The 12,996-nt window shown below is 72.9% G+C and carries 14 protein-coding genes; 5 read left to right on the top strand and 9 right to left on the bottom strand.

What is annotated here, in order from left to right:
- Positions 1-25 precede the first annotated feature (25 nt).
- From ACQ0O7_RS35125 to ACQ0O7_RS35115, 3 genes are all read right to left on the bottom strand, one after another.
- Positions 26-481, bottom strand: coding sequence for a hemerythrin domain-containing protein (locus ACQ0O7_RS35125; protein ID WP_430788818.1), 456 nt, complete (start codon positions 479-481; stop codon positions 26-28).
- A gap of 104 nt (positions 482-585) precedes the next feature.
- Positions 586-1,599 carry an alpha/beta hydrolase family protein gene (locus ACQ0O7_RS35120; RefSeq protein ID WP_430788816.1) on the bottom strand — a complete coding sequence of 338 codons (1,014 nt, stop codon included), beginning with the start codon at positions 1,597-1,599 and terminating at the stop codon, positions 586-588.
- A 67-nt stretch (positions 1,600-1,666) separates the two neighbouring features.
- A complete protein-coding gene (locus tag ACQ0O7_RS35115; RefSeq protein WP_430788814.1) occupies positions 1,667-2,119 on the bottom strand; it encodes a hypothetical protein in 453 nt (150 codons plus the stop codon).
- Between the two features lie 203 nt (positions 2,120-2,322).
- Between ACQ0O7_RS35115 and ACQ0O7_RS35110 the strand changes: the two genes are divergently transcribed.
- The 3 genes from ACQ0O7_RS35110 to ACQ0O7_RS35100 all read left to right on the top strand — a co-directional run bounded on the left by ACQ0O7_RS35110 (position 2,323) and on the right by ACQ0O7_RS35100 (position 6,044).
- The gene (locus tag ACQ0O7_RS35110; RefSeq protein WP_430788813.1) at positions 2,323-4,278 is read left to right on the top strand and encodes a GTP-binding protein; all 1,956 of its coding nucleotides are present in this window, start codon (positions 2,323-2,325) and stop codon (positions 4,276-4,278) included.
- Positions 4,279-5,154: 876 nt separating this feature from the next.
- Entirely contained in the window at positions 5,155-5,619 is a 465-nt protein-coding gene (locus tag ACQ0O7_RS35105) for a hypothetical protein (protein WP_430788811.1), read from the top strand.
- Positions 5,616-6,044 (top strand): winged helix-turn-helix domain-containing protein, encoded by a 429-nt coding sequence (locus ACQ0O7_RS35100; RefSeq protein ID WP_430788809.1) that lies wholly within the window; start codon positions 5,616-5,618, stop codon positions 6,042-6,044. The genes ACQ0O7_RS35105 and ACQ0O7_RS35100 overlap by 4 nt, the downstream gene beginning before the upstream one ends.
- Positions 6,045-6,219: 175 nt before the next feature.
- Here ACQ0O7_RS35100 and ACQ0O7_RS35095 read toward each other — a convergent pair whose 3' ends face one another.
- Entirely contained in the window at positions 6,220-6,699 is a 480-nt protein-coding gene (locus ACQ0O7_RS35095) for a hypothetical protein (protein WP_430788807.1), read from the bottom strand.
- 238 nt (positions 6,700-6,937) lie between these two features.
- On the opposite strand from ACQ0O7_RS35095, the gene ACQ0O7_RS35090 reads away from it, so the two are divergent.
- Both ACQ0O7_RS35090 and ACQ0O7_RS35085 read left to right on the top strand, forming a co-directional pair.
- Positions 6,938-7,441, top strand: a complete 504-nt coding sequence (locus tag ACQ0O7_RS35090; RefSeq protein WP_430788805.1) for an NUDIX domain-containing protein — start codon at positions 6,938-6,940, stop codon at positions 7,439-7,441.
- A gap of 8 nt (positions 7,442-7,449) precedes the next feature.
- Positions 7,450-8,457 carry a serine hydrolase gene (locus ACQ0O7_RS35085; RefSeq protein WP_430788803.1) on the top strand — a complete coding sequence of 336 codons (1,008 nt, stop codon included), beginning with the start codon at positions 7,450-7,452 and terminating at the stop codon, positions 8,455-8,457.
- A 44-nt stretch (positions 8,458-8,501) separates the two neighbouring features.
- On the opposite strand, the gene ACQ0O7_RS35080 is transcribed toward ACQ0O7_RS35085, so the two are convergent.
- The 5 genes from ACQ0O7_RS35080 to ACQ0O7_RS35060 all read right to left on the bottom strand — a co-directional run bounded on the left by ACQ0O7_RS35080 (position 8,502) and on the right by ACQ0O7_RS35060 (position 12,950).
- Positions 8,502-9,044: a hypothetical protein gene (locus tag ACQ0O7_RS35080; RefSeq protein WP_430788801.1), complete on the bottom strand. Its 543-nt coding sequence runs from the start codon at positions 9,042-9,044 to the stop codon at positions 8,502-8,504.
- Between the two features lie 131 nt (positions 9,045-9,175).
- On the bottom strand, positions 9,176-9,310 hold the full coding sequence (locus ACQ0O7_RS35075; RefSeq protein ID WP_430788799.1) for a hypothetical protein: 135 nt from the start codon (positions 9,308-9,310) through the stop codon (positions 9,176-9,178).
- Positions 9,311-9,602: 292 nt separating this feature from the next.
- Positions 9,603-10,058, bottom strand: coding sequence for a VOC family protein (locus ACQ0O7_RS35070; RefSeq protein WP_430788797.1), 456 nt, complete (start codon positions 10,056-10,058; stop codon positions 9,603-9,605).
- A gap of 13 nt (positions 10,059-10,071) precedes the next feature.
- On the bottom strand, positions 10,072-12,372 hold the full coding sequence (locus tag ACQ0O7_RS35065) for a CHAT domain-containing protein (protein ID WP_430788795.1): 2,301 nt from the start codon (positions 12,370-12,372) through the stop codon (positions 10,072-10,074).
- A 20-nt stretch (positions 12,373-12,392) separates the two neighbouring features.
- On the bottom strand, positions 12,393-12,950 hold the full coding sequence (locus tag ACQ0O7_RS35060; RefSeq protein WP_430788793.1) for a TetR/AcrR family transcriptional regulator: 558 nt from the start codon (positions 12,948-12,950) through the stop codon (positions 12,393-12,395).
- Positions 12,951-12,996 lie beyond the last annotated feature (46 nt).

The raw sequence follows: 12,996 nt of genomic DNA, 5'->3' as shown, positions 1-12,996 counted from the left end.
TCGCACCGCAGCGCACCACACGTGATCACAGCGGTCCCAGGGCGGCGGCCGGGTCGGCGTCCAGGGACAGGGTCTCCAGGATCGTCAGGAGCAGGCGTTCCTCGTACCGGAAGTGGTTCTCCATGACCGCTCCCAGGCCGTCGACGTGTGTGCGCAGCTCGCCGGGGTCGGTGGTGCGGTCCATCGCGGCGGTCAGGCCACCGATCAGGTACGCGATCATCGAATGGTCCTGCTCCAGCCTGCCCAGCACCGGCCGTAACTCGGGGTGGGCGGCGCCGATCGCCGGGAACAGGGTGCTGTCCTCGCCGCGGTGATGGCCGTCGAGGGCCGTGCAGAAACCACGGCAGTACAGCAGCAGATCACTCAGGGCGGACTCGTCGGCGGAATGCTGGACGAGCCGCAGGGCTTCACGCAGGCGCTCGTGCACCTGACGCATCTCGTTGCTCCAGGCCACCAGCCTGGTCGTCTCGCGCTCAGACACGCGGAGACGAAGGTCGCGACGATGACACGCCGGTCTCCTTCGGTTCGGCGCCTCCATGCCTGACACGGTCTGCCACCGGCACGCGACGCTGCGACGACCCTACCTCACCGGGTGGCCGCCGCGAACCCGGCGAGCGCCTCCAGGTAGCCGGGCGCCATCAGGTCGCGGGGCGTGAAGATCGCGGTGAGGTGGGCGCGGACCGTGCTGTCCTCGACCTCGGAGCGGGCCAGCGAATGGTTGGCGCCGGCGAACCAGCGCACCGTGAGCCGCTTGCCGCCGAGTGCCGTCCGGTAGGCCTTCTCGGTCTCGTGCGCGTCCACGGTGCGGTCGTTGCCGGCCAGGATCAGCAGCACCGGGGTCTTCGCGTCGGCCAGCCGGTGCAGCGAGCCGGTGGCGTCGGACTTGAAGTTGCGCAGCACGAAATCCCACCGGGCCCGGCTCATCCGTTCCCCGGACGGGGCGGCCAGCAGATAGTCGTCGTAGCTGCGGCTGCCGTCGAGCACCCCGGCGACCCGCTGCCAGGAGGCCAGCTCGGCGTCCCGGGTGGCCTGGTCGGCGTGGTCGTGGTCGAGGGTGGCGGTCAGGTGGAACAGGCTCTGCCGCATCCAGTTGATCGCCGGGGAGACCGCGATGACGAAGGCGATCCGGTGATCCGCGGCGGCGACCGCGGGCACCACCCATCCGCCCTGGCCGGCACCCCACAGCCCGATCCGGTCCGGGTCGATGTCGGCGCGCCCGCGCAGGAAGCCGATCACCCCGGCCGTCTCCCGGACCCGGTCGGCCTGGTCCTGGCGCAGCCAGTCGCCGGCCGAACCGCCCACGCCGGGTTTGCTCCACGACACCGACGCCACCCCGGCGCGGGCCAGGGCCTCGAACTGCGGCCGGTACCGTCCGTCGTCCGTCGCGTCGACCGGGCCGTCCCCGTGCACGAACACCACCAGCGGCACCGGGCCGCTCAGTTGTCCGGGCAGCACCAGCACGCCGTCCAGGGCGCCGTCGTTGCCGGGCAGCCGGATCGTCTGCTCGTCCATGGCGAAGGTGCCGCCCCGCACCGCGAACCCGGCGGGCACCCCCACCAGCAGCAGCATCACGCCCAGGAGGACGAGCCAGCGTCGCATGATCCCCATCGTCGGGACGTCGAAGCGGCCCGGCCTCGTGACGGGGCCGGGCCGGATTACGGATGGGTCAGGCGACCGCGCGGGCGATCTGGGTGCGGCCACGGCGGGCGAACCCGGCCGGGCGGCCCTTGCGGGCCCGGGTGATCACGTCGTCGGAGCCCGGGTTGGTCCGGTTCACGGTGCGCCGCAGACCCGGATGCCGGGTCTCCCACGCCTCCCGCACCCGGGACGGCAGGTGCAGGTCCCGCCACACCCGGCGCAACGTGCCCGGGTTGATCAGATCCTCCACCTCCCCGGCGCCGGCGGCCTCGCACAGCACCTGCTCGTAGGCGTGCCGTAACTGGGCCGGATCCTCCAGGTCGTAGCGGCGCCGGCTGGGGTGCCCCGGCGCCATGTGGTGCGGCACCTCCAGGACACCGAGGCTGTGGCCGTGCAGGTCCTCGATCCGGTCAGGGATGGCGGGAGCCCGGGTCGCGGCGCTGCGGTTCTTACGGCCGTCACGGGCGGGGACGAACGACATGCCACTCAGGCTAGGCCCGCCCGTGGCCGCCTTCGCCCTTCTCCCGGCGACCGGTGACGCGAGAGCGCCGGAGTGCAAAATCGGTGGCGGAGTGGCGTGTGCGGTGCCAGGGTGAGGTGTCACAGCGGACTCACGAGGAGAGACGACGATGCGAGCAGCTTCCACGCTCCGGACCCCGACCCGTCCTACCGTGGAGATCTGCTTTGTCCTTGCTGAACCTCGGGATCGTCGCCCATGTTGACGCCGGCAAGACCAGCCTGACCGAGAGGCTGCTGTTCGAGGCCGGCGCGGTGGCCCGGCCCGGAAGCGTCGACGACGGCACCACCCGCACCGACTCGATGGATCTGGAGCGGCGCCGCGGCATCACCATCCGGGCCGCCGTCACCTCGATCAGCCTCGGCGGGCTCACCGTCAACCTGCTCGACACCCCGGGCCACCCGGACTTCATCGCCGAGGTCGAGCGATCGCTCGCCGTCCTCGACGCCGCGGTCCTGGTGGTGTCCGGGGTGGAGGGCGTCCAGCCGCAGACCGTGGCGATCTGGCGGGCACTGCGCCGGATCGGCGTACCCACCATGGTCTTCGTCAACAAGGTGGACCGGCGCGGCGCCGATGTGGACCGCGTGGTCACCCAGCTGCGGCAGCGGCTCGGCGCCCGCCCGGTGCTGTTCGGCGCGGTCACCGGCGCCGGCCGCCGGGACGCCCGGGTGCGCCCGGTCCCCCTCGACGCCGAGCAGGTGGTGGAGACGGTGGCCGAGGTCGACGACACGGTCGCGGCCCGCTGGCTGGACGGCGCGCCGGCCCGCGTCCGCGACGTGCGCCGCGCCGTCCGCCGGGCGGTCCGCCGGTCCGCACTCACCCCGGTGGCGTGCGGTTCGGCGATCACCGGCGCCGGCGTCCCCCAGTTCCGGCGGATCCTGGCCGACCTGCTGCCCCGCTGCCCGGAGACCGGCGGTCCACCGGCCGGCACCGTCTTCGCCGTCGACCGCGACACCCACGGCCGGCGGGCCTGGCTGCGGCTCTGGTCCGGGCAGCTGACCGTCCGCGACCGGGTGGCGATCGGTGCCGGCCGCCCGCAGACGGTCACCCAGATCGCGGTCAGCGAACCCGGCGGGGTGCTGGTGCGCCCCACCGTGGCGGCCGGCCGGATCGCCGCCGTCCGCGGCCTGACCGCCCGGATCGGCCAGCACATCGGCGAACCACCCCGGCGGCACCTCTACCGGTTCCCGCCACCCACCCGGCAGGCCACCGTCGAACCCGTCGACCCGGCCCAGCGCCTGCGCCTGTTCGCCGGTCTGGCCGAACTCGCCGACGAGGACCCACTGGTCGACCCGCGGCTGGACGAACAGCGATCGGAAGCGGTCATCCGCCTGCACGGCGAGGTGCAGAAAGAGGTGATCGCCGCGCTGCTGGAGGACCGGTTCGGGGTGCGGGTGCGGTTCTCCGGAACCCTGATCGCCTGCATCGAACGGGTCAGCGGCACCGGCACCGCCGAGGAACGCATCCGCGAACACGGCAACCCGTACCTGGCCGGCCTCGGCCTGCGCGTGGAAGCCGCTCCCGTCGGGCACGGCATCGAATTCCGCCCCGGCATCGAACCCGGCCGGCTGCCGGCGGCGTTCGTGACGGCCACCGAGGAGGGGGTGCGCGCGGCGCTCCGGCAGGGCCGGCACGCCTGGCCGGTCACCGACTGCGTGGTCACCATGACGTCCTCGCAGTACTGTCCCCGGCAGAGCCGCCCGCACCAGAAGTTCGACAAATCCCTGTCCACCATCGCCGCCGACTTCCGCAACCTCGGCCAGGTGGTGGTCGCCACCGCGCTGCGGCGGGCCGGCACCCGGGTCTGCCAGCCGGTCGAACGCTTCGACGTCAACCTGCCACCCCACGTGCTGGACGCGGTGACCGCCCTGCTCGGCCGGGCCGGCGCGGTCATCGACGACACCACGGCGGCCGGCGGATACCTGGAGGTCAGCGGCGTCCTGCCGTCCACCCGCGTCCCCGGCGTGGTGTCCGCCCTCCCCGACCTGACCGGCGGCGAAGCGGTCCTGACCACCAGATTCGACCACTACGCCCCGATCACCACCGGCCCGGCGCCGTCCCTGCCCCGCCGCGGCCCCGACCCCGCCATCCGCGAGGAGTACTTCCGAGCCGTCCCCCGCTGACCCCCAGCGTCCCCGGCGTCCCCGATGTCCCCCGGTGTCTCGGCGTCCCCGGCGTCCCCCGGCGTCTCGGCGTCCCCCGGCGTCTCGGCGTCCCCCGGCGTCTCGGCGTCTGCCGGCGGCCTGGCGTCTGCCGGCATCTGCGGCCATCCCGCGGCATCCGGCGCGCTTCCGCGGCGTGCGTGGTGCGTTTCGGTGCGTTCCGCGCCGGAACGCACCACGCGGCGTCCGCCTTTCTCCAGGTCGCCGCCCGCCACCGGGTTCACGGTCTTTCCCAACCCTCGGCGGTACGCCCCACGGCCCCACCGAAATCGGGTCGCCCCGTCTCGTCCCCGCGAGCCCGGCGACACCCCGGACCGTCCGGCGCCCGCCGGGCGAATGCGCCGGTCACCGGAAGTGCGGCCTTCCGGTGACACCTCACCGCACCCTTCTCCCCGCTACCCCGCCGCACCCTTCTCACCGCGCCCCCTCACCGCCACACCACCGCGCCCCTCTCACCGCGCCCCCTCACCGCCACACCACCGCGCCCTCCTCCCCGCGCCGCCCCGCCCCGCCCGGCACCGCAGACCACACCGTCACCCCACGCCGCCCCGCCCTCCTCCCCGCGCCCCGCACCGCCCCACACCGCACCGCCCCGCCCCACACCGCAGACCACGCCGTCACCCCACGCCGCCGCGCCCTCCTCCCCGCGCCCCACACCGCCCCGCACCCCGTCACCCCACCGTGCCACCACACCTCACCCCACAGCGTGCCCGCTCACGGGGGCTTTGCTCGGACAGCATTAGTTGGCTTTGGAGGAAGTACTTGCTAATCGAGAAAGTGAAGAGTAACTTTCTCTTCAAGCAAGTACTTTCGGCACGGGGACGAGGAGGACGGACGATGTCGACGACACCTACGCCCGAAGAGGCCCGCCAGACGCTGCGGGGCTACGACCAGCAGCGCAAGGACAGTGCTGCCGCGAGCGGCTATGCGACCGGCTACTGGATCGGCGCCGGTGTGATCGTCGCCGCGTTCGGAGTGTTCACCGACTTCAACCCGGACTGGGCCGGTTCCGGGAGCACCTGGTTCAGCGTGGCCCTGCTGGCCGTCGTGGTGGTGTCCAGCACCCGGTGGGGCAGTGCCCTGTTCGGCCGCCGGGTGCAGGTCCGCCGTCAGGCCACCGCGCGGCGCTGGCTGCTCGGCATGCTCGGGGCGGTGCTGGCCCTGGCCGCCATGTTGGCCCTGGCCAGCCTGGACCTACCGCACACCTTCACCGTGGTCGGCATCGTCTTCGGCCTTCTGCTGGCGATCGGCGGCCCGTGGTGGCAGCGCCGCACCCTGGCCCGCGAAGCAGCCCGGCCATGACCGACAAGCGTCCACCGGCGGCAGGCGACTTCCCGCCCCCGGCCGGCCGGCCGCTCACCAGCGATGACCCGCCGGCCGGCGGTGAACCGGCGGCCGGCAGTGAACCGTCAGCCGGCGGCGACCAGGCCGCCGCTGACGGGCCACGGTTGGAGCCGCTGCTGCTCGACCCGGCCAGGCTGTCCATCATGGCCACCCTGGCCGCGGCCGAGTGGGCCGAGTTCGGCTTCGTCCGCGACACGGCCGGGCTCAGCGACTCCGCCCTGTCGAAGCGGGTCTCCCAACTGGGCGACGCCGGGTTCGTCGAGGTTCGCAAGGGCTACGTCGGCAAGCGCCCCCGCACCTGGCTCAACCTCTCGAAGGCCGGCCGCGCGGCGCTACGCTCCCACATCGCGATGCTGCGAGTGATCGCGGAACAGGCCGGCTGACGCCGACCGACACCACAGCGCCCCATGGCCGCCGGCCGCGACGAGGCCCGGACCCCGCCGACCGAGTGGTGTTTCCGGTGCGATCCGAACCGACGAACCACGCGGACGAACCGGAGCGCCCGGCGGAACGGGGCTTTCACCGGGAGAAGAGCACGCGGTGCGGGCGGGTCGAGGCTCAGACGTAGTCCAGTGGGCGACTGTGGCGGAGTGAATACTCGGCGGCCCGATGGAACAGCGCCACGTAGAAGAGCAGCGGGTCGGTGATCGCCGTGGTCAACGCCATCGGGCCGGTGGGCAGGCCGGTCGGCGGACTCACCTCCGCCGCCATCCGGGTGATCGCCTCCCGGATGCGGTACGCGCTGGACACCGTCGTCACGTCGTCGATGTTGCTCGCGATCGGGAGTTCGATCAGGCCGGTGAAGTCGGCGGGGACGATGAGCAGGGCACCGAAGGCTTCTGTGGTGTCGTGCCTGGCGCACAACTCGGTGAAGGCGTCCATCGGTGGGACGATCTTCTCCTCGAAAGCCTCGGCCGCCGTCGTCGACGGGCGGGGGCAGGGCGGCAGACCTCGCGCGGCCAGCGCCTCGTTCAGCAGGGGTGCTCGTTCGTCTCGCGCCCAGTTCGAGGCGCTGATGTCGACCAGATAGATGCCCACTCCGGCGACTCTAGAGACCAGCCCCGGTTCGTGCGCGGACGTCCGGCACCGCACCCCGCCCGAACCGGCCTGGACCACCGCATTCGGCCCGGCGGGCGCCGGGCGGTCCGGTGTGACGCCTGGATCGCGCGGACGAGGCGGGGCGACCCGATTTCCGCCGGCCCGACGGGCGTACCTCCGAAAGGGTTGGAAACGACGCCCGCCTGGAGATCTTCGCGGGCCTTGGGAGGATGCGGGGGTGGGGATTTCGCCTTATCTGGCTGGGCTTCGGAAGCTGATCGGGCATCGGCAGGTGCTGCTGCCGTCGGTGTCGGTGGTGCTCGTCGGTGATGACGGGCGGATTCTGCTGGTCCGGCATGCCGGGGATCCGCGCTGGTGGGGTGTGCCGGGTGGGGCCGTCGAGATCGGGGAGACGCCGGAGATGGCGGCCGGGCGGGAGATTCTCGAGGAGATCGGGGTGCGGATCGGGGTTCCGCGGCTCCTGCGTGTGCTCGGCGGGCCCGATTTCGAGGTGACTTACGCGAACGGAGACCGGGTCGCCTATGTCACCGCCGTCTACCGGGCGGGGATCGACGGTGGGGTGCCGGCGCCGGACCGGGAGGAGATCAGCGAGGTGGGCTGGTTCGGCGTGGACGAGCTGGCGGGGCTCGATCTGAACAGGTTCAGCCGGGCGCTGCTGCGGGCCATCGGGATGTGCGGATGTGGTGTACCTTGCCCCGTGATCGACTGTCCGTCCACTTAGGGGGAAGAGTGTCCACGAACATGTCCCGCCGCGCCGCGCTCGGGCTCGGTGCCGCCGCCGCTGTCGCCGGTGCCGGTGTGAGCAGTCCCGCGCAGGCCGCGGTGTCCGGGCCGGCCGCCATCCGCAAGGTCTACAAGCGGGAGAAGGCCAGGGCCGGCGGTGTCTGGCACAGCCACATCGCGGCCGTCGACTCGACCGGTGCGATCGCGCCGATCGTCGAGGACACCGCCGACCACGTCATCCACGGCTACAGCGTGCAGAAGCTGTTCGTCGCCACCGCCGTGCTCGACAAGATCGACCGGGGTGAGCTGGCCCTCGGCGCCAAGCTGGACCTGCCGGCCGGCATCATCCTCGGCGGTTCCGGCATCTACCACCTGCACCGGGTGTGGGGCGACGACATCACCGTCGCCAACTTCCTCACCGCCATGCTGCTGGTCTCCGACAACACCGCGGTACGCATGTGTGGCCGCGTCGTGCCCGCCCTGGAGATCAACGAGATTCTGGCGGCCAAGGGCTGGACGCACACCCGGGTGGAGCCGGTCGCCAACCCGAACCGGTTCTTCCTCGGCACCACCACCCCGCGCGAGACCCACGACATGCTCTGGCGCCTGGCCACCAAGACCCTGCTCAGCCCGGAGTCCTGCGACTTCCTGCTCAGTGTCACCCGCTGGCTGAACGGCTACCACGACGGGGTGCGCCGGGTGATGTCGTCGCGGGAGCGGGAGCGGGTCGCCACCAAGTACGGTGCCGACTTCAACACCCTCGGCGAGTCCCGGCACGAGGCCGGCATCATGTTCGGCGCCGACGGGCTGCCGCTGCTGACGTACGCCATGTTCGCCGAGGGCCTGGGCGACCCGGAGAACTACGGGGCCACCCACCCGGCGGTCGAAGCCCACGCCAAGATCGGCCGGACGATGTTCGACAACCTGCCGGCGGTGGCCTCGGTGTCGACGGCCCGGAGCGGGCCGGTGCCGCGCACCCTGCCGAAACCGTTCAGCCCGGTCAACGGCGGCTGATCCGGCCCTTCGCCAGCGGTGGGCCCGGTCGCCGGGCCCACCGCTCAGTACAGCGTGATGATCAGATCCAGTCCGCGGGCGGCGACGTCGCGGCAGTGGTCGGCCCACGAGCGCAGGTCGCGCAGGTTCTGCTCGAAGCTCGCGCCGTACGCCTTGTACAGCCCGTCCGGCCGGTACGACACGCGCGCCGCCTCGACGTCCAGCCCGTCGATCAGCCGCACCGCCTCGCTCAGCTGCGCGGCCGTCGAACACCGCCACCCGATGCCCTGCCCGCTGACGGCGTGCTCGGCGAACCGTTCCGCCCCGAAGATCGCGCGATGGGCCGGATCCGGATCCCTCCCGATCGGGTCCAGCAGGTGTTCGGCCAGCTGATGGTTGCGGCCCTCGAACCAGTCGGCCCGCCACCGGGTCCCGCCGGGCACCACCGCCAGCAGCCGCCGGCTGATCTCCGGCAACTCCTCGCCCGGCCACGGCCGGCTGAACGGCGGCTGCCCGTCGGCGACCGCCCACAGCACCGGGTCGGCGCGGATGGCCCGGACCGGCTCCGCGTCGAGCGGCACGGCGATGCAGGTGAAGTCGAGTCCCATGTTCTTTCCACTGGAAGAGGGTGACGGCCGAGGAGAGCGCGAGCACTGAACGCCGGGTCCCCGGCGAACGAGGGCTCCCGAATCGAACGGAACGAGAAGGAAGCGCCCGCATGGCCTCGGCCGGCACGTCATCATCCGGGTAGCAGCCCGGTGATCCGGTCCATGGTGTAGACCTCCGAACCCTCCGGCAGGCCGTCCGGGGTGTGCACCCCGACGGAGGTGACCGGCCCGTCCGGCCGCTCGGCGAACACCACCGGCAGCGCCACCCGCGCGGATCATGGCATGCCCGACGGGGCCTCAGCCATCGAGTTTCGCGCGCCGGGACGGCTGCCGGTGTGCCGAAACCCCGAACCGCACGTCGCCGAGGCGGCGCTTCCCGACCCGACGGTGACCACCGCATTCGGCCCGGCGGTCGCCGGGCGGTCCGGTGTGTCGCCGGGGCCGCGCGGACCGGACAGGAGGATCCGATTGCGGTGGGGCCGGCTGGCGTACCTCCGTGGGGTTGGAAACGACCGCCTGGCCTGAAGCGGACAGCGGGTTTCGGGCGGGCGTGTGGGGTCAGGCTTTCGCCGGGTGGTGGCAGACGGCCTCCAGGTTGATGCCGTGCGGGTCCAGGACGAAGGCTCCGTAGTAGTCGTCGTGGTATTCCGGGAAGATCGCCGGTGGGAGCAGGTCGGTGGCGCCCGCTTTCAGGGCCGCCTGGTGGAAGGCCGTCACGTCGGAGCGGGTGTCGACGGTGAAGGCCAGGTGCATGTTGGTGCCCACGGTTCCGCCGTCGATCAGCCAGAAGTAGGGCTTCACCTCGGCCAGGCCGAAACCGGTCATCGCGGTGGGCTGGTTCGGGGTGGCGTTCGGGGGGATGTCCAGCATCCTGGTGATGCCGATGGTGGCCAGTACCGGCTCGTAGAACCGCAGCGCCGCGGCCAGATCGGGGACGGCTACGTTGAGGTGGTCGATGCGGGAACCGGAGCGGTCGAGTGTCATGCCGACCAGGCTGCCCGGAATAGAGGTCACTTTTCGACCGGAATCAGCGGCCGAAATGAATCAGGCCGGCCCAGTCCGTGACCGGGCGGTGCAGGGCGGACGGCTGGGCCTTGCGCAGGGCGTCGGCGGGGTGGTCGCCCTGTGCGATGTTGCCATGGAAACTCACCATCAGGTCGGAGGTGGCGCGGTCGGGAAGGTTCCATTGGGCGGCCACCACCGCGCCCGCGCCGGCCGCCAGGAAGGTGGCGGCCAGGCTGAACGCCTCGTCCCAGCCTCTTCCCGAGACGGCGCTGCGGCAGGCGGCCAGAACCACCAGGGCGGGGCGGCGGCCGTTGCGGGTGGCCTCGGCCAGGCGGTCGGCGCTGAGCCGGTCGCCGCCGTCCAGCAGCAGATAGGCCTGGTCGCCGTCGACGCCGCCGTGGCAGGCCAGGTGCAGGACGCCGCCGGTCTCGGTGTCGTCGGCGAGCCAGTCCTCCACCTCGGCGGCGGTCCCGGAACCGTCGACGCCGGCGGTCCCGGAGCCGTCGACGCCGGCGGTCCCGGGACCGTCGACGTCGGCGGTGTGGGCGGGACGGCCGATGTAGCGGGCGTGCGGGTAGAACCGGTCGTGGACGATCTGCGCCTCGATGCGGGCGGCCGGCAGGTCGGCGGCCTGGGAGCCGGTGTCGGGGTCACCGACGATCAGCGCGGGACCGGCGGTGGAGATCGCCGCGGTGGCGGCGCGGCAGAGCATCCGGGCCGAGGGGATGTACGAGATGGTGGCCCGTTCGATCGCGTACGTCTCCCCGGAGCGGGCGGCGTGCCAGGCGACGGTGCCCAGCCGGCCCATCGGGATGAGGACGAGCCGGGGATCACGGCCGGCGAAGTAGCCGTCCAGCAGGGGGCCCATCGCGACACGCCAGGCCCAGTCCTGGTCGTCGTGGAGTTCCGGGTCACCCAGGTCGCGGCCGTCGGTGGTGATGATCGCGATCCGGGGCGGATCGGTCAGGCCGGGTAGTTCGACGAACTCGGCCGGGCCGGCGGCCGGGACGATCACCGCGTGCCCGACCAGGTCGTCCTCCGGCACCAGGTAGATCAGCGCGTCGGCGCCGACCGTGGTCAACGCCGCCCGGATCCCGGCGCCGGACGGCGGGTCGAGGAGCCGGCGGGGTTCGACGAGCTGTTCGAAGACGGCCCGGCGCAGGGCGGCCGGTTTGGCGTCGAGCCCCTCGGGCAGCGCGGCCCACCGGCCGGCGAGGTCGTCGAGGCCGGCGGCGGCGAGCTGCCGGGGCACGTCCCGGGTCTCGGTGGCGGCGTGCAGGATCAGGGCGCGGCCGGCTTCCAGCGCGGCGGCCGCCCCGTCGGCGTCGCCGTCGCCGCTGTGCCATCCGGCGACCAGGAGCGCGTCGACGGCCGCCCAGCCGACCACCGCGGACGCGGCGGCGGTGTGCGCCTGCATCAGCACCTGCCACATGTGCCCGCGCAGGGCGGCGGTCCCGGCCTCCCGGGCCGCGGCGTCGTGCCCGGCGAGCCGGTGGCCCAGGCCCAGCCGCATGCAGATCATCGCCCAGTGCGGGTGCCCGGCCCAGCCGGCCAGGTCCCGGGCCTGTTCCAGGTGGCCGATCCCGGCTGCGACGTCGCGCAGCGCCCCGGCTCCGGGGCGCACCGACGTGCGGATGATCATCCGGGCCAGTGGGCCGGGCGCCCGGAGGGTGTCCTCGGCCCGGTCGAGCAGGGCGTCGGCGAGCATCAGCAGGTAGTACGGCCGAAACGGATCACCTTCGACGGCGTGCCGGACGGCGGTACGGAAGTCGCTGATCGCGAGCCGGCGCATCAGCGGGTGCCCCTGCCGGACGCTGATCATGCCGAGCTGGGCGAACAGGTTGGCGCGTTCCATGGGGGTGAGCTCCATCAGTGTCACGTCCCGGCGTAACCGGTGGATCGCCCGGGGTGACACCGCCTCCTCCGTGGCGAGCATCGCCAGGCCCCGCCGGACCGGCTCCGGCAGCGCGCCGGGGATCGACGGCACGGCGCCCGGCTGGAGGGTGCCCTCCGCCAGGAAGCCGGCCATCTCGATGTATTTCTCGATCAGCGCGGACTCCGGGCTGTCCGCGGGCAGTCGGGTCCGTAGTGCGGCCATGCGTTCCGGCAACCCGGTCAATGCCGCCACGTCCCGGTGGTGGTAGGCGGTCAACGGCTCGGCGGCCAGCCGCAGTGCCGCGATCACGTCGTCGTTCGCGTGCCCGGCCAGCCTGTCGATCGCTGCGGTCAGGTCGTCGGGCCCGACGCCGGGACGGCCCGTGGCCAGCGCGTCGAGCACCCGCTGGAATTCGGCCGCCGCCGCTGCCCCGTCATCCTCGTCCACGACTGACACTGACGGACCGGTCAGGGGGCCAGGGCGATCTCCTCGCAGCGGGCCAGGTTGCGGCTGATCGAGTCGGCGTCCAGGCCGAGCAGGGCGGTCAGCCAGATGCCGTTCTGGATCACGTCGACGTCGGCGGCCCGCCGGTTGGCCTCGGCGATCGGCAGTGCGGGGCGGGCGGCCCGGATCAGGGCGGCCAGCTCGGCGCGGTAGGCGGCCTGCGCCCGGGTGTTGATCTCGGCATAGTCGGGGTGTGCGGAGGCCAGGGCCCACAACTGCAGACGGAGCGAGAGGTACGCCGGGGTCAGGAACTCCGGGTCGGCGACCCGCCGGAGCGCCGTCCGCAGCCGTTGCCCGGGCGGCTGGGCCGGGTCGACGGCCAGCAGGGCGAGGTCCTGTGCCTCGATCCGCTCCAGGGCGGCCCGGATCAGGCCGGTCTTGTCGCCGTAGTAGTAGTTGACCAGGCCCTGCGCCACCTCGGCGCGGCCGGCCACGGCGCGGATGCTGACCCCGGAGATGCCGTGCTCGGCGAGCAGGGCGAGCACCGCGTCGAGGATCCGGCTGCCGCGCGCTTCTTCCACGTACCGGATCATAACGGGTTTGAACGATCGTACAAATCCATATACC

Source organism: Actinoplanes sp. G11-F43 (assembly GCF_050589265.1).
Taxonomy (GTDB): Bacteria; Actinomycetota; Actinomycetes; order Mycobacteriales; family Micromonosporaceae; genus Actinoplanes.
The sequence above is the reverse complement of the archived record's forward strand: the minus strand, read 5'-3'. Positions and strand labels throughout refer to the sequence as shown.

What these genes read in the sequence shown, in the direction of transcription:
- ACQ0O7_RS35120 (WP_430788816.1), bottom strand. Translation starts at nt 1,599, where the DNA reads ATGCGACGCTGGCTCGTCCTCCTGGGCGTGATGCTGCTGCTGGTGGGG.
- ACQ0O7_RS35115 (WP_430788814.1), bottom strand. Translation starts at nt 2,119, where the DNA reads ATGTCGTTCGTCCCCGCCCGTGACGGCCGTAAGAACCGCAGCGCCGCG.
- ACQ0O7_RS35105 (WP_430788811.1), top strand. Translation starts at nt 5,155, where the DNA reads ATGTCGACGACACCTACGCCCGAAGAGGCCCGCCAGACGCTGCGGGGC.
- ACQ0O7_RS35100 (WP_430788809.1), top strand. Translation starts at nt 5,616, where the DNA reads ATGACCGACAAGCGTCCACCGGCGGCAGGCGACTTCCCGCCCCCGGCC.
- ACQ0O7_RS35080 (WP_430788801.1), bottom strand. Translation starts at nt 9,044, where the DNA reads ATGGGACTCGACTTCACCTGCATCGCCGTGCCGCTCGACGCGGAGCCG.